Below are 18,983 nucleotides of genomic sequence, written 5' to 3'. Positions count from 1 at the left end.
ACGGCGCGGCGCCCGCGCCGGTCAGACCGTGCCCTTCGCGACCTCTTCCGGCTTCATCTCGACGATCTTGTCGAGCGCGGCCCGCACGTCGGCCGCATATTTCGCGAGCACCTTCTGCTCGTCGGTCTCGGGCACGAACGGCGGCACCGGCACCGGGTTGCCGTTCTCGTCGACCGCGACGAACACGACCAGGCAATCGGTGGTCTGGCGCAACACGCCGCCCTTCGGATCGCCGGCGTGCACGGATACATGGATGTGCATGCTGGTGCGCCCCGTCGCGACGACGCGCGCCTTCAGCTCGACGAGATTGCCGACCAGGATCGGACGCTGGAAACGGATGTTGCCGACGCTGACCGTCACGCAATAGCGGCTCGACCAGACAGCCGCGCACGCATACGCGACCTCGTCGATCCACTTCATCAGCGCACCGCCATGCACCTTGCCGCCGAAGTTCACGGACGACGGCTCGGCGAGGAAGCGGAATACGGTTTCGGTGCGGTCGAGGGCGGCCGGTACGGGGGACGGTTGGGGCATCTTGTTGGCTCCGGGCGGCAGGGGCGCTGTAATCGGGCCATTATACGTTGCACTGCGGCAACGCGCCGCGGGGCGCCCCATGTCGCGCGGCGGCGCCGACGCGCCTGAAACGTACGCGGATCGGCGCCCGTCAGCGACGTATCGTGATGCCCTGGTCGATCGTCCCGTACATCTCGAGGCTGCCGCCCCGCTCGCCGGCAGCGCCCGCGCCGCCCTGCGCACAGGCCGCGCAGACGAGCACGGCCGCCAACAGGCAGAAAATCGTCTTCATCGTTGCATCGTGTCACGTGCGGCGGCCCGCTGCCGCCGCGTCCGGCCATTCTACGCGTGCCCCGCACGGGGGCCGCAGTCCGGTCTTCCGCAGGGTCGGTGCCCGCGCCGGCATCGCTGCATTCGACATTTCAGCCGGATCCGAAACATCGAATGCCCGCACCCACTACACTGCAAGTCATCCCGCCTGACGAGACACGACGATGACCGATCAAGACGACCACCACTTTCCGGGCCTGAGCCGCATCGGCGCGCTGATCGCCGACCCGGGGCGCGCCGCGATGCTGTGGGTGCTGATGGACGGCAGCGCGCGACCGGCCGGCGAACTGACGATGATCGCGGGGCTGTCGCCGTCCGCGGCAAGCGCGCATCTCGCGCGGCTGACCGAAGGCGGCCTGCTCGCGCTCGACGTGCGCGGCCGGCACCGCTATTACCGGATCGCATCGTCCGACATCGCGGCATCGCTCGAGGCGCTCGCGAACGTTGCCCGCGCGGCCGCGCCGCACCGCCCGGTTCCGCCGCCGTCGCGCACGGTGCCGGCCGAACTGCGCTACGCACGCACCTGCTACGACCACATGGCCGGCGAACTCGCAGTGCGCATCTTCGACGGGCTCACCGCGCGCGGCTGGCTGCTCGCCAACGGCGATGAGATCGAGACCACCGAACTCGGCACCCGGGCGCTCGCGCGATGGGGCATCGACGTCGCCCAGCAGCGCGCGCGCCGGCGCCGCTTCGCGTGCGGCTGTCTCGACTGGAGCGAGCGGCGCTCGCATCTCGGCGGCGCGCTCGGCGCCGCACTGCTCGACAGCTTCTGTGCGCACGGCTGGATCGAGCGCTCCGCGCGACCGCGCGTGCTGCGCGTCACCGTGCCCGGGCATCAGGTTTTCGATGGGTGGCTTACGTCCGCTTGACGCCTGCATTGCAGCTGCACGACAACGGCGCGCGATGGACAGGTTTTGTTACATCGCGTGCCATCCGGCTTACAAAACACCGAGCACTGAAACAGACCGAGCGGATATCGTGAACTCAACGGCACGAATCGACGCGCCGCGATAACGACGAAGACGCTCACCATGGCCCCCCTGTTCACGCTCAAGCGATCCGCCCGCTATACGCTGCTCGCGTTCGTCGCGCTTGCGACGCTGCCCCCCGCATTCGCACAATCGGCCGATGCCCCGCCGTATACGGCCGCGGCCCGGCAACCGGGCGGCGATCCGCCGGGGCGCGTCGCGCGGCTCAATTACCTGTCGGGCGCCGTGACGACCGAACCGGCCGGCACCGATACGTGGTCGTACGCCGCCGTGAACCGGCCGCTGACGACCGGCGACCAGCTCTGGAACGATGCCGGCGCGCGCTCGGAACTGCACATCGGCTCGACCGCGGTGCGGCTCGGCAATTCGACGAGCCTGTCGGTGCTGAACCTCGACGACACGACGACGCAACTGAAGGTCGGCCTCGGCACCGTATCGACGCACGTGCGCCAGCTGCCGGCCGGCGGATCGTACGAAATCGACACGCCGAACCTCGCGCTCGGCATCACGGGCCCCGGCGACTATCGCGTCGATGTCGCGCCGGACGGCGCAAGCACGACGGTCACGGTGCGCAGCGGCAGCGCGACCGTGTATGGCAGCAACGGACAATATCCGCTGTCGCCCGGACAGCAGGTCGTGTTCACGGGCACCGACCTGCAGGTTGCGCAGCAATCGCCCGCGCCGGGCCCCGATGCGCTCGACCAGTGGGCCGCCAGCCGCGACGCGGCCGAGGAGCGCTCGGTGTCGGCCCGCTATGTGTCCCGCGATGTTCCCGGCTACCAGGATCTCGACGCGAACGGCACGTGGCGCGAAACCCCGAATTACGGCTCGGTATGGGTGCCGAACGACACGCCGGCCGACTGGGCGCCGTATCACGACGGCCACTGGATCTGGCAGGCACCATGGGGCTGGACGTGGGTCGACGATGCACCGTGGGGCTTCGCGCCGTATCACTACGGCCGCTGGGCGTACGTGGACGATAGCTGGGCATGGGTGCCCGGCCCGATGGTCGTCAGCCAGCCGCCCGTCTATGCGCCGGCGCTGGTCGCGTTCGTCGGTGGCGGCGGCGGCGGCGGCGGTCCCGACTGGAGCGTCGCGCTCACCGTCGGCGGCGTCGCCGCGGCCGGCTGCGCATGGTTCGCGCTCGGCCCGGGTGAGCCGTGGCACCCCGGCTGGGGCGGCTGGAGCCCGCACTACTACGATCGCGTGAACCGCAACATCGTGGTGAACAACTTGAACGTGAACAAGACGGTGAACGTGACGAACATCACCAATATCACCAACATCAACAAGACGTACGTGAACTTCCACGCGCCGCACGCGATCACGGCCGTGCCGGCCTCCGCGTTCGTGCACGGTCAGCCTGTTGCGCACTTCTCGCAGCATGTCGATCCGCAGCAATGGCGCAATGCGCACGTGACACCGGGTACGCCCGGTATCGCGCCCGTGCGCCAGAGCTTTACCGGCGGGCTGCGCAATGCCGGCTACCGTCCGCCGGTGGCGATCGCGCAGCACCCGTACGTCGCGACGCGCAATCCTGCCGTGCCGGCCGCGTATCGCGACCAGGCCGCCGCCCACCTTGCGCAGCAAGGCGGACGCGTACCGGGCGCCGGCGCCCCCGTCGTGAAGACGAACGTGCCGGCCGACTACACGGCTCGCCCGGTTCGCGTTCCGGGCAACCCGAACGGCGGCGCATGGGCGATGCACAACGTGCAGCTCGTGAATCCGCACGGCCCCGTCGTGCAGCCGTCACGCGCGCTGCGCGAAGGCCAGCCGCCAGCCGCGCAGGCCGGACGTCCGGGCGCACCGGTGCCGGGCGCGCCGACTATCGCGCGGCCGGCGAACGGCGAGAACCCCAATGCGCCGCGCTTCGCCAACGGCGGCATGCCGCAGGCACCGGGCAACCCGGCGCCGCGCCAGGCGTTCGTGCCCGGAAACGGCGTCCCGCATCCGCCGGTGGCCGGCAATTTCCCGTCGGGCAACGGCAACGCGCACGCAGCCGAGGCGCCGTCACCTGCGTGGATGCAGCCGCACACGCCGATGGAGCGTCAACGCCCCACCCCGCCGGCCGCGCTGCACGCGGCAGGACAGAATGCGCTGCCGCCCGTGCGCAGCGCGGTGCCGGCGCCGCATCCGGACGGCGCGCCGGCTCCGCAGGGCGCGCAGCCCGGCGGCCGGAACGAAGCGCCGCGCGCGCTGCCGCAACCGAGGTTCGACAGTACGGCGCAAATCCCGCAGCCACGTCCGCGCCCCGAATTCCCGACGCCGGCCCAGCATGGGCAGCCGCAGCCGCAACCGGAACGGGCCGCCCCCGCGCCGCAACCGCGCCCCGAATTCGCGCAACCGGCGCCACACCGCGAAGTCGCACCGCCGCGCGTGAACGAGTACCGTCCGCCGGCCCCCGCCGCACATGAAATGCCGCGCCCACAGCCGCAGGCGCCGCGCATGGAGCCACGGCCGTCGATGCCCGCGCCGCACGCGGAGCCGCGCCCGTCGATGCCCGCGCCCCGGATGGAACCGCGGCCGCAACCGGCGCCGCACGTCGAGGCGCCGCGCCCGAGCAACCCGCCGCCGCAAGGCGGTCACGAAGAGCGGCACCGCCAGTAAGTGCCGCAAACGTGCAGCAAAAAGGCCCGACCGGCTGATGCCGGTCAGGCCTTCATTCTGAGGGGGGCTGCGCGATCAGACCGCCATCGGCGCGGTCAGCGGCTCGTGGTGGCGATAGCCGACGAGCGAGAAATCGGACGGCTCGATCTGCTCGAGCCACTCGGGCGCATAGACACCCGTCTTCGCGTATTCGGGCACGCGCTCGGCGATCTCGAGCCGCGGGCTTTCGTACGGCTCGCGTGTGAGCTGCTGCTGAAGCATGTCGAGCTGATTCTCGTAGATGTGCGCGTCGCCGATGAAATACGTGAACCAGCGCGGCGTATAGCCCGTCAGCCGGCCGACGAGCGACAGCAGTGCGGCCCCTTCCGTCAGGTTGAACGGCGTGCCGAGCCCGACGTCGTTGCTGCGGATGTACAGGCACAGCGAGATCTCGCGCTTCGTCGCATTCGGCAGGAACTGGTACAGCAGATGGCATGCGGGCAGCGCGATCTGGTCGAGCACGGCCGGATTCCACGCGTGAAACAGGATACGACGGTCGGCCGGATTCTCCATGATCGTGTCCAGGCACTGGCGTAGCTGGTCGATCGCCTTGTACAGCAGCACCTTCGGTGCGCCGTCTTCGTCGAAACGCGTGACGACCCGGAAGCCGCGGCGCGTCGCGTCGGCGATCTGCGCATCGGCGCCCGCATCGAGCACCTTGTAGCCCGGCCACTGGCGCCATTGCACGCCGTACACGTCGCCGAGATCGTCGACGCCCTGGCGATACGGGTTCGCGAGCCACTGCGCGTTCTCGTTCGCGTTCGCGTCCCACACCTTGCAGCCGAGCGCGCGGAAATCGGCCGCGCTGCGCGACGCACGCAGGAAGCCGACCAGTTCGCCGACCGCGGACTTGAACGCGAGCTTCTTGGTCGTGACGGCCGGGAAGCCTTGCTGCAGGTCGAAGCGCAGCATCGCGCCCGGCATGCTGATGGTGCGGATCCCCGTGCGGTTCTCCTGCCAGGTGCCGGTATCGAGGATGGTACGAACGAGGTCGAGATACTGTTTCATGCGGGTTCCTTCGGCCGCGAGGGCGGCCGTACCCGCCAATTTTAGCAAGCGTGATGCGGAAGCTCCGGCAACGACGCCGGAAACCCTGCCAGCGCGTCGCCGCGATCGCGCATTCCGTGCGCGCACATCAGCCGGTAGAGCGTGACGCGCGACACGCCGAGTTCGCGCGCGGCGTCCGCGAAACGGCCGCGATGGCGCAGCAGCGCCTGCTCGATCGCCTGCCGTTCGGCCGCCTCGCGCGCCTCCAGCAGCGACACGGGCGCAAGCGTCGCGTAGTCGTTCAGCTCGAGATCGGCCGCGGTGATCATCCGGCCCTCCGACATCACGATCGCTCGGCGCACGCGATTGATCAGCTCACGCACGTTGCCCGGCCACGAATAGCCGTACAGCGAGGCCACCGCATCAGGGGAAAAGCCGCGCAGGCGCCGATGCGCGTCGCCCTTGAAACGCTCGAGCATGTGGCGCGCGAGCACCTCGATGTCCTTGCCCCGCGCGCGCAGCGGCGGCTCCTCGATCTTCAGCACGCACAGGCGATGGAACAGGTCCTCGCGGAACCGCCCTTCGCGCAACGCCGTTTCCATGTCCACGTGCGTCGCGCAGATCACGCGCACATCGACCGGCACCGACACGTGCGCACCGAGCCGCTCGATCTTGCCTTCCTGCAGGAAACGCAACAGGCTTGCCTGGCTTTCGAGCGGCAGGTCGCCGATCTCGTCGAGAAACAGCGTGCCGCTGTTGGCGGCCTCGACGCGGCCGATCTTGCGCTGGTTCGCACCGGTGAACGCGCCGCGCTCATAGCCGAACAACTCGGCCTGCAGCAGCGTCGACGGGATCGCACCGCAATTGATCGCGATGAACGGCGCCTGCGCACGCGACGAACGCTCGTGAATCGCGACCGCCGTCAGCTCCTTGCCCGTGCCCGATTCGCCGGAGATGAACACCGGCGCATCGGTCGACGCGACGCGACGGATTGTCCTGAAGAGTCCGAGCATCGCATCGCAGGTGCCGACCATCTCGCCTTCGCTGCGACCCGCACCGGCGAGCGGCACAACGGGCTCGGTCAGCGCGACCATGCCATGTGCATGACCGACGGTCTCGACGATCCGCGACATCTCGTACGGCATCGTCACGTAGTCGAAGCAATAGTCGCGAATGAGATGGCGCAGCGTGGCGTCCTGCAACTGGCCGCGCCGCGTCGCCGCGATCCAGCCGATGTGCTGGATGCTCAGGCAGGATTCGAGTTCGCGCAGGTCCGAGGGCTTGAAGCCCGGCGAGAAATCGAGCAGGCCGGCCGTTGCAACACCGTGCTGCACGACGCGTCGTACGTCGCGTACGGTCTCCGCGAGATCGACGCGCCAACCGCATTCGTCGAAATGGCCGCGCAACGCATCGTTCGGTTCGCGCGAGTAATAGATCACGTGCCGCTGATCGGCTCCCATATGCCCACCCCGTTCATCAACCATCTAACGATTGCCGCGCACGCCAGGTCGCGTGCGAAAGGATCGAATCGGGTCAGCCCAAGGTGGCTCGATTCGCCATGCCGATGCGCGGCAACGACAATGCCTCGCATGATGGCGCTTATCTCGCGTCCGTTTTTTGATCAAGACAGCTTAGTTATAGGCACTGAATGCGACAAATCGATTTCAGCGCCTCAAGCGATGCGGTCGAATCGCTCGGGAGGTCGACGTATGTCAATCATCTGCACATAACACTTGCGCAGCGAAGTGTGCTTTCATCGACACACGCGTCGATTTTCATCCTTGACGCGTATTGATTGAATCCGCAGTATTCCCAAGCCCCCTCGTTTCAGGCCTGAAACATTTTCAGGCGTTTTTCGCCGCAAGTGTCGACGCGTGTGCGTGAATCGCAGTCGTGGCAAGGGTTCCGGCGCGATGGCATGTATTTCGCTGAATAAGAATATATCGGAGACAGCGACCATGCGAAAACATCTGTTACTTTCTTTCGTGCCGATGGCGATTTCGCTCTCGGCCGCCGGCCCGCCCGCGCCGGCGCACGCGGATGAAAACGTGAAGCTGGATCGCGCGATGCTGCTTGCGGAAAACGCGCCAGGCATGCAGCCCGGCAACGGGTTCGGCATCGTGACCGTGTCGGCACCGCAACCGCTGCCGGCCGGCAAGGCTTCGGTGACGCTGTGGGACGAGATCCCGCCTCCGCCCCAGTTGCCGACACCGCTCCCGGTACCGCAGCCACGCGACGTGCAGCATGCGATGGAAAAAAACACCCAAGGCACCACGCACCAGTGAACATGCACCAATCCATTCGATGAGGATTCCGTAGTTATCCGAATCGGCCGACAGCATCGATCGCGACCACCCTCACCGCCCCCGCGACACGAAACGTTTTTTTGTGCTCCGTCCCCCGGCGGGCACTCTTTTTACTCAGTCCGTCGCCGCGCCGCCACTGCATCGCGCATCGCGGCGCGCAACACCGGAAAGCCGATGCACGTGCGAGGAATCCGGCATGCACCGCCGTTCCGGTAGAATCGGCGCCATTCCGGCTTTCCTCTTCTCCGACCTTCATGACGACGTTGACCCTGATCGTCGCGCGTGCCCGCAACGGCATCATTGGCCGCGACAACCAGTTGCCCTGGAAACTTCCCGAGGATCTCGCGTTCTTCAAGCGCACGACGATGGGCGCGCCGATCGTGATGGGCCGCAAGACCCACGAGTCGATCGGCCGGCCGCTGCCGGGCCGCCGCAACATCGTCGTCACGCGCGACGCAACGCGCCGCTTCGATGGCTGCGACACGGTCACGTCGCTCGCCGACGCGCTGGCGCTCGCCGCACGTGACGGCGTGCCCGAAGCATTCCTGATCGGCGGTGCACAACTCTACGCGGAAGGCCTCGTGCTCGCGGATAAACTGATCGTCACCGAGATCGATGCCGACTTCGACGGCGATGCATCGTTCCCTGCGCCCGACGCCGCGCACTGGCAGGAAGTCTCGCGCGATGCACACCAGGCTGCCGCGCCGAACACGTTCGGTTATGCGTTCGTCGTCTACGAGCGCAAGCGCATCTGACGCGTCGCGCACAATGAGCAAAGCCCGACCGGCTCGCGCCGGTCGGGCTTTTTCGTTTCGTGGCGGCCTGCGCCGCGCGCGGCTTACTGCCCTGCGATCGTCATCTGCTCGATCAGCACCGAGCCCGTTTCCTTCGTGCCGCGCACGATCGAATCCGCGCCGATCGCGACGATATGGCGGAACATCTCCTGCAGCGTGCTCGCGACGGTGATTTCCTCGACCGGGTACTGGATCACGCCGTTCTCAACCCAGAACCCTGCCGCGCCGCGCGAATAGTCGCCCGTCACGTAGTTCACGCCCTGCCCCATCAGCTCGGTCAGCAGCAGGCCCGTACCGAGCTTCTTCAGCATCGCGTCGAAATCGTCGCCCGGCTGCGTGTTCGAGCTGCGCAGCGCGAGGTTGTGCGAGCCGCCCGCGTTGCCGGTGGTCTGCGTGCCGAGCTTGCGTGCCGAATAGGTCGACAGGAAGTAGCCTTCGACGACGCCGTCCTTGACGACGCTGCGCGCGCGCGTACGCACGCCTTCCTCGTCGAACGGCGCGCTGCCCATCGCGCGCGGCACGTGCGGATCCTCGACGACCTGGATATGCGGCGCAAACACCGGCTTGCCAAGGCTGTCGACGAGGAACGACGTCTTGCGATACAGCGCGCCGCCGCTCACGGCCTGCACGAATGCGCCGAGCAGGCCGGCCGCGAGCGGCGCCTCGAACAGCACGGGCACCTTGCGGGTGTCGAGACGGCGCGCGCCCATCCGCGCGAGCGCACGCTCGGCCGCGTAACGGCCGACCGCTTCGGGAGCCGCGAGATCGACCGCGCTGCGCTTCGACGAATACCAGTCGTCGCGCTGCATTTGACGGCCGCTGCCCGCGATCGGCGCGCATGCGATGTAGTGGCGCGAGTACGGATAGCCGGACAGGAAGCCGCGCGACGTCGCGAGCACGAACTGCGAATGCTGCGCCGACACGCTTGCGCCTTCCGAATTGCGGATCTGCGCGCTGACCGCGAATGCGGCATCTTCCGCGCGGCGGGCGAGCTCGACGGCCTCGTCGGCCGTCAGCGCCCACGGATGATAGAGATCGAGGTCGCGCGGGTCGGTTTCGAGCAGCTCGGCCTCGGCCAGGCCGGCCGCTTCGTCCTCGGCCGTGAAACGTGCGATGTTGTAGGCGGCAGCGACGGTATCCTTGATCGCGGCCGGCGAAAAATCGGACGTGCTCGCGTTGCCGCGCTTCTTGCCGATGAACACGGTCACGCCGACCATCTTGTCGCGGTTGTGCTCGATCGTTTCGACTTCGCCGCGGCGCACCGACACCGACAGGCCGTCGCCCTCGGAGATTTCGGTCGCGGCGTCCGTCGCGCCGAGTGCCTTCGCATGGCGAAGGATGTCCGACGCGATTTCTTTGAGCTGGTCCTGCGTGTGCGGGAAATAGCGCGCTTGTACGTCGAGATTGGCTGCCATCGTCTTGGTATCCGGTGGCGGGCGGGCGCCCGCATGTTCAAAATGTTGCGTATCCCGCGATCATAGCAAGGTCCGGGGACGGACACAGACAAGCTTGGGGTGTCCGCGCCGCGATACAATGCCGCCCATGACACGCAAAACCCGAATTCAGCCGATCGAGCATGCCGTCGAAGACGACGACAACGGCTACGATCGCCCCAGCAAATCCCAGTTGAAGCGCGAGATGCACGCGCTGCAGGAGCTCGGCCAGGCGCTCGTCGACCTGCCGAAGGACGCGCTCAAGCGCATGCCGATGCCGGAAGCCCTCGCGGACGCCGTTCGCGAGGCGCGCCGGATCACCGATCACGAAGGCAAGCGCCGCCAGCTCCAGTACGTCGGCCGCGTGATGCGCTCGCTGGCCGACGACGAGACGGCCGCGCTGCGCACCGCGCTCGACGCGCAGCGCGGCGTGAACAAGGCCGCGACGGCCCGCCTGCACTGGATCGAGCGCACCCGCGAACAGTTGCTCGCCAGCGACGACGCACTGACCGAATTCCTGCGCCAGCACCCCGACGCCGACATCCAGGAAGGCCGCACGCTGATCCGCAACGCGCGCAAGGAAGCGCAGCAAGGCAAGCCGCCGCGCTATTTCCGCGAGCTGTTCCAGTGGGTCAAGACCGCGAGCGGCACGCCCGGCGGGGATGACGAAGCGGCCGACGACGCCGGAGACGACCATGACGACGACGAAGCCTAAGCACCCGGACGAGCTCGTCATCGGTCTCGTGTCGATCAGCGACCGTGCCAGCACGGGCGTCTACGAAGATAAAGGCATTCCGGCGCTGCGGGAATGGCTCGCCGGCGCGCTGGTCTCGCCGTGGCGTGCCGAAACGCGGCTAATCCAGGACGATGCGCCGACGATCTCCGCGACCCTCGCCGAGCTCGTCGACGTCGCCGGCTGCGACCTCGTGCTGACGACGGGCGGCACGGGCCCCGCGCGCCGCGACGTGACGCCCGAGGCCACGCTGGCCGTGGCGACGAAGGAAATGCCCGGATTCGGCGAACAGATGCGGCAGATCAGCCTGAATTTCGTGCCGACCGCGATCCTGTCGCGGCAGGTCGCGGTGATTCGCGAGACGGCCGACCATGCGGCGCTGATCATCAACCTGCCCGGCCAGCCGAAGTCGATCCGGGAAACGCTCGAAGGGCTGCGCGACGCCGACGGCAAGTCGACCGTGCCCGGCATCTTCGCCGCGGTGCCCTACTGCATCGACCTGATCGGCGGCCCGTACATCGAGACCGACGCCGCGGTGGTCGCGGCGTTCCGGCCGAAAAGCGCGCAGCGCTGAGCGTGTACCGAGCGCTGAGCGCGTGCCGGCCCGCTCAGGCGGCCGGCGCGGACTCGCCTGCCGACGCCGGCGCGGCCGGAATCAGGAAATGCTCGCGGTAGTACTTCAGCTCGTCGATCGACTCGTGGATGTCCGCGAGCGCCGTGTGCATCGCGCGCTTCTGGAAGCCCTTGTAGATCGCGGGCTGCCAGCGGCGGCACAGCTCCTTGAGCGTGCTGACGTCGAGATTGCGGTAGTGGAAGAATTTCTCGAATTCGGGCATCCAGCGCGCCATGAAACGGCGGTCCTGGCAGATCGAGTTGCCGCACATCGGCGACTTGCCGGGCGACACGTACTGCGCGAGGAACGCCTGCAGCTGCGCGGCGGCTTCCGCCTCGGTCACGGTCGATGCGCGCACGCGGTCGATCAGGCCCGAGCGGCCGTGCGTCGACTTGTTCCAGTCGTCCATCTTCGCGAGCGTTTCGTCGCTCTGGTGGATCGCGAACACGGGGCCTTCGACGGCAACGTCGAGCGTGGAATTGGTCACGACGACCGCGATCTCGATGATGCGGTCGTTATCCGGGTCGAGGCCCGTCATCTCCATGTCGAGCCAGACGAGGTTCAACTCGTTGCGCACGAGCGCGGGCTGGCTGGCGGAAGCGGCGGTATCGGTCATGAGTCATCCTGGAAAATGGCGGACGGCGCGCGGCGCCGCCCGGGCGGCCGGCAACGCATCAGCGGGCCCGGTCCGCAAGAACATATAATTCTCGCATAGAACCCTTTGGCGCCTTCGATGTCACCCTTTTCGTTCACCCTGTTGTTCGCGCTCGCCGTGCTCGCGATGGTCGTCACCAAGCTGTGGCTCGCGTCGCGGCAGATCCGCTTCGTCGCCGCGCACCGCAACGGCGTGCCGGCGCAGTTCAGCGCAACCATCCCGCTGACCGCCCACCAGCGCGCGGCCGACTATACGGTCGAGCGCACCCGGCTGACGATGCTCGAGATCGTCGTCAGCGCGGCCGTGCTGGTCGGCCTCACGCTGCTCGGCGGCGTCGGCGCGCTCGACACGCTGCTGACCGGCTGGCTCGGCCGCGGTTACGGGCAGCAGGTCGCGCTCGTCGCAGCGGTGCTCGTGATCACGAGCGTGATCGACGTCCCGTTCGAGTATTACCGCCAGTTCGGGATCGAGCAGCGTTTCGGCTTCAACCGGATGACGAAGCGGCTGTTCTTCACCGACATGCTGAAGAACACGCTGCTCGGCGCCGCGCTCGGCCTGCCGCTGCTGTTCGCCGTGCTGTGGCTGATGAACCAGGCCGGCAGCCTGTGGTGGCTGTGGACCTGGATCGTCTGGGTCGCGTTCCAGATGCTCGTGCTGCTGATCTACCCGACCTTCATCGCACCGCTCTTCAACAAGTTCGAGCCGCTGAAGGACGACGCGCTGCGCTTGCGCATCGAGTCGCTGATGAAGCGCTGCGGCTTCGCGGCGAAGGGGCTGTTCGTGATGGACGGCAGCCGCCGCTCCGCGCACGGCAACGCGTACTTCACGGGCTTTGGCGCATCGAAGCGGATCGTGTTCTTCGACACGCTGCTCGCGCGCCTGTCCGGCCAGGAAATCGAAGCCGTGCTCGCGCACGAACTCGGCCATTTCAAGCGCCGCCACGTGATGAAGCGGATGCTCGTGTCGTTCGTGCTGAGCCTCGTGCTGCTCGCACTGCTCGGCTGGCTGGCGCAGCGCACCTGGTTCTATACGGGGCTCGGCGTCACGCCGTCGCTCGACACGAGCAATGCAGGCGCCGCGCTCGTGCTGTTCTTCCTCGCCATTCCGGTGTTCCTGTTCTTCGCGACGCCGTTCAGCAGCCTCACGTCGCGCAAGCACGAATTCGAGGCCGACGCGTTCGCGGCCAGCCAGACCGACGCGCAGGATCTCGTCAGCGCGCTCGTGAAACTCTACGAGGACAACGCGTCGACGCTGACGCCCGACCCCGTCTACACGGCCTTCTACTACTCGCATCCGCCCGCATCGCAGCGGATCGACCGCCTGCTGCAGCTCGCATGAGCCGGCCGCCTTCCCGCAAGCCGGCCCCGCGCGCGTCGGGCGCGCAACGTGTCGAAGGCCGCGTGATCGCGGCGCACGGCCGCCACTACATCGTCGCGCCCGACGACGGCGGCCCGATGCTGCAGTGCTTCCCGCGCGGCAAGAAGAGCGACATCGCGGTCGGCGACCGCGTCGTGTACGAACACGCGTCGGCCGACCAGGGCGTGATCGTCGAGATCGGCGAGCGGCGCAACCTGCTGTACCGTTCCGACCAGTTCAAGTCGAAGCTCTTCGCGGCCAACCTCGACCAGTTGCTGATCGTGCTCGCGACCGAACCCTATTTCAGCGAAGACCTGCTCGGCCGCGCGCTGATCGCCGCCGAGGCGAACGAGCTGAAACCGCTCGTCGTGCTGAACAAGATCGACGTCGAAGCTGCGCTGCCGGTCGCGCGCGAGCGCCTCGCGCCGTACTGCGCACTCGGCTACGACGTGCTCGAACTGTCGGTAAAGGGCTCGCCCGACGACGCGCGCGCGCAACTGATGCCGCACCTCGCCGGCCATTCGACGATCCTGCTCGGCCAGTCCGGGATGGGCAAGTCGACGCTCGTGAACCTGCTGGTTCCCGACGCCGAAGCCGCGACGCGCGAGATCTCGGCCGCGCTCAACAGCGGCCGCCACACGACGACGTTCACGCGCCTCTACCCGCTGGAGGGCGGCGGCGCGCTGATCGATTCGCCGGGCTTCCAGGAGTTCGGCCTCTACCATCTGACGGAAGGCCGTCTCGAGCGCGCGTTTCCGGAGTTCCGGCCGCTGCTCGCGGACTGCCGTTTCTATAATTGTCATCATCTGCACGAGCCCGGCTGCGCGATTCTCGAAGCGGTCGACGACGGCCGCATCGCGCCGTCGCGGCACGCGCTGTATGCGCAGCTCGTGCACGAGGCGAGCCAGATCGTCCGCTGATCGCGCGACAGGCGCGCGGCGGCCAATGCCGTTCGGGCCGGCCTTCATCGACAGGAGCCGCCATGCGTTTCAAGGCACCCGATCTTGCGACGGCGCAGCATTGGGCCAACGTGCTCCAGGTGGCCGGCGTCGGTTGCGAGCTGCATAACTGCTACGCGACCGGCGCGCTCGGCGGCCTGCCCGCCGACGCGTGCACGCCCGAGCTGTGGCTCGACGACGAACGCGACGACGCGCTCGCTCGCCGGCTGCTCGATGCCGCGTCGCACGGCCCGTCGGCCGGCGCCGCGCCGTGGCGCTGCCGACAGTGCGGCGAAGCGCTCGAGGCCCAGTTCACGGCGTGCTGGCAATGCGGTGCCGTGCGCGATCCGCTCGACGACTGACCCACAGCAAAAAGGCCGGCATCAAGCCGGCCTTTGCCTTTCATCGGGCGCTGCGCGGCCCCGTCACGACACCCAGACGGCGAGCGTCAGCATCAGCAGCAGGATCATCCACAGGATCACCGCACGCCAGACGAGGCCGACCGCCGACTGCAGCGTACGCGGCGTGCAATCGTCACCGACCGTCAGCGGACCGCTGTCGCCGACTGCCAGCGCGTCGAGGCTCGACGGTTCCGCGAGCGGCCCCGCGAGACGCGCACCGAGCGCCCCGCTGCCGGCTGCCAGCAGCACGCCGTCGTTCGGGTCGGGCCACTGGCGCGTGTGGTTGCGCCACGCGTAGATCGCATCCTCGAAATTGCCGACGATCGCGAAGCCGAGTGCGGTCAGTCGCGCGGGGATCCAGTCGATCACGAAGAACGCGCGTTGCGCGAACGTCGAAAAGGCGGCCGTGCGCTCGTCGCCCGGCGTCGACCAGCTGCGCGCGAGGTATTCGGAAATCCGGTACAGCACGGCGCCGGCCGGCCCGATCGGCAGCACATACCAGAAGAACACGCCGAACACGTGGCGATGCGATGCGACAACCGCGTGAATCAGCGTATGGCGGACGATTTCGCCGACCGGCATGTCGACCGTGTCGATGCCCGTCCACTCGCGCAGGATTTCGCGCGCGCGCGGCACGTCGTCGTTGTTGAGCGCGAGATGGATGTCGGTGAAGTAATGGCTGAACTGTCGGAAGCCAAGCGTGAAATACACGACGACCACGTTCCACAGGAACGCGAGCACGAAGCTCACCTTGTACAGCAGGAAATAGATCAGTGCGACGACCAGCACCCAGGGCAGCACGACCGCGAGCCACGCGAGGATGCCGTGCTTCTGCTTGCCGGCGTCGAGGCCATGCGCGACGGTTTCCGCATGAAACTGGAACAGCGCGAACACCGGATTGTTCGGCGACAACGCGCGGACCTGTTCGATGATGAGGGCAAGGAGAACCGAAAAGAAAGTCATGCGTGGCGCCGTCTTCGGAGTTATGTCATTTTTTGCATAACGATAGCACAGCGTAAGCCGAGCATGGCTGCCGACGCAGCCGCCCGGCGGCCGGCCGCGCGCATGTGCCGGTATGCGCGTCTATGCAGCGGCCAAGAAGCGGTACAGATTGCGAAACATGGCGGCAGTTGCGCCCCAGATGAAGTAATGCCCGCCCGGTTCGCCGTTCGGATAGGGCATCGCAAAAAAACGACGCTCACCGCCTTCCCAGCGAAACACGCGGACCTGATGGTTCGCGGGATTCATCAGGAACGCGAGCGGCACCTCGAAGATCTCGGCGACTTCGAACGTGTCGGCCTGCACGGTGAACGGCGGATGCACGAGGCCGACCACCGGCGCCACGCAGAAGCCGGTGCCGGTCAGGTAGTCGGGCAACGCGCCGAGGATCTCGACGCGTTCGGCGGCCAGCCCGATCTCTTCCTTCGCTTCGCGCAACGCGGTGGCGGTCGCGTCGCGATCGAACGGTTCGCGACGGCCGCCGGGAAAGCTGATCTGCCCGGCGTGGTCGTTCAGGTGATCGGCGCGCTGGGTCAGCAGCACGGTGAGGCCCGACTCGCGGGTGACGAGCGGCACGAGAACGGCCGCGCTGCGCGGATCGACGCCTTCCTGCAACCTCGCCTCTCCGGGCTCGACGTTCCAGTCGAGCGTGCGCGCGAAACGATCGCGCAAGCCGGACGGCGTCATCAGGCGGGGATCGATGGCGGGCAGGCCGGCGCCGGTGCCTTCGACCGGCAATACTTCGGGATCGATGATGGGGCGGCGGTTCAATGGGGCTCTCTGGTTCGTGTCGTATCGAGCATATTGTCGCGCCAGAATGAAAAAAGCACCCGGTCGGGTGCTTTTTCCTTACAGCTCTTACTCTTGGGAAGCTGCTGCGGTGCGATCCTTCGACACCAGCTTTTCCTTGATACGAGCCGACTTGCCCGAACGCTCGCGCAGGTAGTACAGCTTCGCGCGACGCACATCACCGCGGCGCTTCACGACGATGCTTGCCAGCAGCGGCGAGTACGTCTGGAACGTACGCTCGACGCCTTCGCCCGACGAGATCTTGCGGACGATGAAGTTCGAGTTCAGGCCACGGTTGCGAATTGCGATCACGACGCCTTCGTAAGCCTGAACGCGCTTGCGGTTACCTTCAACCACGTTCACGTTCACGATCACCGTGTCGCCCGGGGCGAATTCGGGGATCGTCTTGCCGGCGAGCGCGCGCTCGATTTCTTCCTGCTCAAGTTTTGCGATGAGGTTCATCACTGACTCCTATTGCCATCGTGTCGGCGTTTGCACCTGCCTGCTCCCAGGCCGGCCCCGATAGAGGATGGATTCACATCAGGCACCGCGCACGCATGCACGGCACCGCCAATTCCCGCCCGCGACGCCGCCTCAGGAGGCGTCCTTCGCTTCGCGTGCGAGGTTCGCGAGCCATGCCTCGTCGGCACGGCTCAACAACTTTTCGCGACGCGCCCGGACGATCAGGTCCGGCCGCTTCCGCAACGTATTCCGCAATGCTTCCTGGCGACGCCACCGCTCGATCTCGGCATGATGCCCGCCGAGCAGCACGTCCGGCACGCGCACGCCGTCGTATTCCTCGGGGCGCGTGTAGTGCGGACAATCGAGCAGGCCGTCGACGAAACTGTCCTGCACGGCCGACTGCGAATCGTTCAGCACACCAGGCAGCAACCGCACGACCGCATCCATCATCGCCATCGCCGGCAGTTCCCCGCCGGACAGCACGAAATCGCCGAGGCTGATTTCCTCGTCGACGCAACGGTCGAGCAGGCGCTGGTCGATCGCTTCATAGCGGCCGCACAGCACGACGACACCCGGCTCCTGTGCCATCCGCACCGCTCGCTCGTGCGTGAGCGGCGCGCCCTGCGGCGACATCATCACGACGCGCGTGCTCGCGATGCCCTGCTCCGCCTGCGCTGCTTTCGCGGCGCCGATCGCAGCTTCGAGCGGCCTGGCCAGCATTACCATGCCCGGACCGCCGCCGTACGGACGATCGTCGACCGTGCGGTAGTTGTCCGTCGTGAAATCACGCGGGTTCCAGGTGCGCAGCCCGAAGCGCCCTTGCTTGACGGCCCGGCTGGTGATTCCCCAGTCGGTCAGTGCGCGGAACATCTCGGGAAAGAGCGTGACGACGTCGAACTGCACCGCGCTCTCGGTAACCTGGTTCATTTCAGTAATCGGCTTCCCAGTCGACGACGATGCGACGCGCCGCCTGGTCCACCGTTTTGACGTATACGCCGACAAACGGAATCAACCGTTCATCGGTGGTCGGCTGACCGTCTTTGCCGGTCGCCGGATACTCGACACGCATGATCGAATGCACGCCGTTGTCGATCATCCCGCTCACCTTCCCGAGCGCCACCGATTGCTCGTTGACGACTTCGAGACCGATCAGGTCGACCCAATAGAATTCGTCCGCGGCCAATGCCGGGAAATCTTCCCGGCGCACGAACACGCGAAAGCCGCGCATGGCCAGCGCGGCATCGCGGTCGCTGACGCCCGCGGGTTGCGCAACGACCGTGTCGCTGTGCGTCTTCGACTGCATGATGCGGACGGAAAGCCGCTCCGCACCGCGTTCCAGCCACCAGCGGCGCGCGTTGAGCAACGCGTCGCCGCCGCGACCGGCATCGGCATGCGTCGCCACCTTGATCCAGCCCTTCAGGCCGTAGGCGTCGACCACCGCCCCGACCTCGACGGCATCGTCGGGCCAGGCCTGCGTCGCTTCGAGGCTACCCTGTTCGGCAGCCTGACCGGCGTTCGCGACAACGTCGCGCTCGACCGGCTTGCGGACGAATGCGCCGAATGACGCACGCCCGCGCCTTGCATTACCGGAATCGTGACCCGCCATCAATGCACCTCACAGCCGGCACGACCGGCACACCGTGCCATGTTAGGCAGCCGGTTGCGCCTTTTGCGCTTCCTTCACGAGACGCTGGACGGTCGGCGACAGTTGCGCGCCAACACCTTGCCAGTACGTCAGGCGGTCCTGAGCGATACGCAGCGATTCGCCCTTCGTAGCGACCGGGTTGTAGAAGCCGACGCGCTCGATGAAGCGGCCGTCACGACGGTTACGCGAATCGGTAGCAACGATGTTGTAGAACGGGCGCTTCTTCGAGCCGCCACGAGCCAGACGGATGATAACCATATGATGTCCTTCGGAAAACCGGGTTCGAAACTACTGAAACACGCGATTATAGCCGGAAACCAGAGGCACAACAAACACTTACGCGCAAAAAATCCGCGGACGGCCTGCCAGCCGGGCATACAATCGTCGTGTC

21 protein-coding genes are annotated in these 18,983 nt (G+C 67.2%); 9 read left to right on the top strand and 12 right to left on the bottom strand.

Features of this window, described 5'->3' with window-relative positions; genetic code table 11:
* Nucleotides 1–21: 21 nt before the first annotated feature.
* Nucleotides 22–534 (bottom strand): acyl-CoA thioesterase, encoded by a 513-nt coding sequence (locus ACM6JT_RS06380; protein ID WP_027811985.1) that lies wholly within the window; start codon nt 532–534, stop codon nt 22–24.
* Between the two features lie 130 nt (nt 535–664).
* Complete coding sequence (locus tag ACM6JT_RS06375) at nt 665–805, bottom strand: hypothetical protein (RefSeq protein WP_165948127.1); 141 nt, start codon at nt 803–805, stop codon at nt 665–667.
* A 202-nt stretch (nt 806–1,007) separates the two neighbouring features.
* Between ACM6JT_RS06375 and ACM6JT_RS06370 the strand changes: the two genes are divergently transcribed.
* Both ACM6JT_RS06370 and ACM6JT_RS06365 read left to right on the top strand, forming a co-directional pair.
* Nucleotides 1,008–1,715: an ArsR/SmtB family transcription factor gene (locus tag ACM6JT_RS06370; protein WP_414856126.1), complete on the top strand. Its 708-nt coding sequence runs from the start codon at nt 1,008–1,010 to the stop codon at nt 1,713–1,715.
* Nucleotides 1,716–1,877: 162 nt separating this feature from the next.
* Entirely contained in the window at nt 1,878–4,442 is a 2,565-nt protein-coding gene (locus tag ACM6JT_RS06365; RefSeq protein WP_414856125.1) for a DUF6600 domain-containing protein, read from the top strand.
* 75 nt (nt 4,443–4,517) lie between these two features.
* Here the strand turns inward: ACM6JT_RS06365 and ACM6JT_RS06360 are convergent, their stop codons facing one another.
* A complete protein-coding gene (locus ACM6JT_RS06360) occupies nt 4,518–5,489 on the bottom strand; it encodes a thymidylate synthase (RefSeq protein WP_034183442.1) in 972 nt (323 codons plus the stop codon).
* Nucleotides 5,490–5,530: 41 nt separating this feature from the next.
* Nucleotides 5,531–6,928 carry a sigma-54 dependent transcriptional regulator gene (locus ACM6JT_RS06355; protein WP_034183065.1) on the bottom strand — a complete coding sequence of 466 codons (1,398 nt, stop codon included), beginning with the start codon at nt 6,926–6,928 and terminating at the stop codon, nt 5,531–5,533.
* Nucleotides 6,929–7,348: 420 nt separating this feature from the next.
* On the opposite strand from ACM6JT_RS06355, the gene ACM6JT_RS06350 reads away from it, so the two are divergent.
* Nucleotides 7,349–7,753 carry a hypothetical protein gene (locus ACM6JT_RS06350; RefSeq protein WP_407971278.1) on the top strand — a complete coding sequence of 135 codons (405 nt, stop codon included), beginning with the start codon at nt 7,349–7,351 and terminating at the stop codon, nt 7,751–7,753.
* Between the two features lie 275 nt (nt 7,754–8,028).
* A complete protein-coding gene (locus tag ACM6JT_RS06345; RefSeq protein WP_034183063.1) occupies nt 8,029–8,529 on the top strand; it encodes a dihydrofolate reductase in 501 nt (166 codons plus the stop codon).
* 83 nt (nt 8,530–8,612) lie between these two features.
* On the opposite strand, the gene pmbA is transcribed toward ACM6JT_RS06345, so the two are convergent.
* Nucleotides 8,613–9,983 carry a metalloprotease PmbA gene (gene pmbA, locus ACM6JT_RS06340; RefSeq protein WP_105391813.1) on the bottom strand — a complete coding sequence of 457 codons (1,371 nt, stop codon included), beginning with the start codon at nt 9,981–9,983 and terminating at the stop codon, nt 8,613–8,615.
* 127 nt (nt 9,984–10,110) lie between these two features.
* Between pmbA and yjgA the strand changes: the two genes are divergently transcribed.
* Both yjgA and mog read left to right on the top strand, forming a co-directional pair.
* The gene (gene yjgA, locus ACM6JT_RS06335; protein ID WP_414856124.1) at nt 10,111–10,716 is read left to right on the top strand and encodes a ribosome biogenesis factor YjgA; all 606 of its coding nucleotides are present in this window, start codon (nt 10,111–10,113) and stop codon (nt 10,714–10,716) included.
* Nucleotides 10,697–11,308 (top strand): molybdopterin adenylyltransferase, encoded by a 612-nt coding sequence (mog, locus tag ACM6JT_RS06330; RefSeq protein ID WP_414856123.1) that lies wholly within the window; start codon nt 10,697–10,699, stop codon nt 11,306–11,308. The genes yjgA and mog overlap by 20 nt, the downstream gene beginning before the upstream one ends.
* A gap of 34 nt (nt 11,309–11,342) precedes the next feature.
* On the opposite strand, the gene orn is transcribed toward mog, so the two are convergent.
* Nucleotides 11,343–11,963: an oligoribonuclease gene (gene orn / locus ACM6JT_RS06325; RefSeq protein WP_034183060.1), complete on the bottom strand. Its 621-nt coding sequence runs from the start codon at nt 11,961–11,963 to the stop codon at nt 11,343–11,345.
* A gap of 117 nt (nt 11,964–12,080) precedes the next feature.
* Here orn and ACM6JT_RS06320 point away from each other — a divergent pair, with 117 nt between their 5' ends.
* The 3 genes from ACM6JT_RS06320 to ACM6JT_RS06310 all read left to right on the top strand — a co-directional run bounded on the left by ACM6JT_RS06320 (nt 12,081) and on the right by ACM6JT_RS06310 (nt 14,658).
* Entirely contained in the window at nt 12,081–13,340 is a 1,260-nt protein-coding gene (locus tag ACM6JT_RS06320) for a M48 family metallopeptidase (RefSeq protein ID WP_034183059.1), read from the top strand.
* Nucleotides 13,337–14,278, top strand: a complete 942-nt coding sequence (rsgA, locus tag ACM6JT_RS06315; RefSeq protein WP_414856122.1) for a ribosome small subunit-dependent GTPase A — start codon at nt 13,337–13,339, stop codon at nt 14,276–14,278. The genes ACM6JT_RS06320 and rsgA overlap by 4 nt, the downstream gene beginning before the upstream one ends.
* A 62-nt stretch (nt 14,279–14,340) precedes the next feature.
* Complete coding sequence (locus ACM6JT_RS06310; RefSeq protein ID WP_034183057.1) at nt 14,341–14,658, top strand: hypothetical protein; 318 nt, start codon at nt 14,341–14,343, stop codon at nt 14,656–14,658.
* 63 nt (nt 14,659–14,721) lie between these two features.
* Here ACM6JT_RS06310 and ACM6JT_RS06305 read toward each other — a convergent pair whose 3' ends face one another.
* The 6 genes from ACM6JT_RS06305 to rpsP form a co-directional block, all read right to left on the bottom strand.
* Complete coding sequence (locus ACM6JT_RS06305; protein ID WP_034183056.1) at nt 14,722–15,660, bottom strand: CobD/CbiB family protein; 939 nt, start codon at nt 15,658–15,660, stop codon at nt 14,722–14,724.
* 120 nt (nt 15,661–15,780) lie between these two features.
* Nucleotides 15,781–16,467 (bottom strand): CoA pyrophosphatase, encoded by a 687-nt coding sequence (locus tag ACM6JT_RS06300; protein WP_034183055.1) that lies wholly within the window; start codon nt 16,465–16,467, stop codon nt 15,781–15,783.
* Nucleotides 16,468–16,554: 87 nt separating this feature from the next.
* Entirely contained in the window at nt 16,555–16,947 is a 393-nt protein-coding gene (gene rplS / locus ACM6JT_RS06295) for a 50S ribosomal protein L19 (RefSeq protein WP_011883860.1), read from the bottom strand.
* Between the two features lie 132 nt (nt 16,948–17,079).
* Nucleotides 17,080–17,874 (bottom strand): tRNA (guanosine(37)-N1)-methyltransferase TrmD, encoded by a 795-nt coding sequence (trmD, locus tag ACM6JT_RS06290; RefSeq protein ID WP_034183054.1) that lies wholly within the window; start codon nt 17,872–17,874, stop codon nt 17,080–17,082.
* 1 nt (nt 17,875) lies between these two features.
* Nucleotides 17,876–18,553, bottom strand: coding sequence for a ribosome maturation factor RimM (gene rimM, locus ACM6JT_RS06285; RefSeq protein WP_034183053.1), 678 nt, complete (start codon nt 18,551–18,553; stop codon nt 17,876–17,878).
* 42 nt (nt 18,554–18,595) lie between these two features.
* The gene (gene rpsP, locus ACM6JT_RS06280) at nt 18,596–18,850 is read right to left on the bottom strand and encodes a 30S ribosomal protein S16 (protein ID WP_006476550.1); all 255 of its coding nucleotides are present in this window, start codon (nt 18,848–18,850) and stop codon (nt 18,596–18,598) included.
* Between the last annotated feature and the right edge of the window lie 133 nt (nt 18,851–18,983).

It is taken from the genome of Burkholderia sp. IT-111MI5, from assembly GCF_949752865.1.
In the GTDB taxonomy this organism is placed as follows: domain Bacteria; phylum Pseudomonadota; class Gammaproteobacteria; order Burkholderiales; family Burkholderiaceae; genus Burkholderia; species Burkholderia pyrrocinia_C.
Note: the sequence above shows the minus strand (reverse complement) of the source record. Positions and strands in the feature narration are given on the sequence as shown.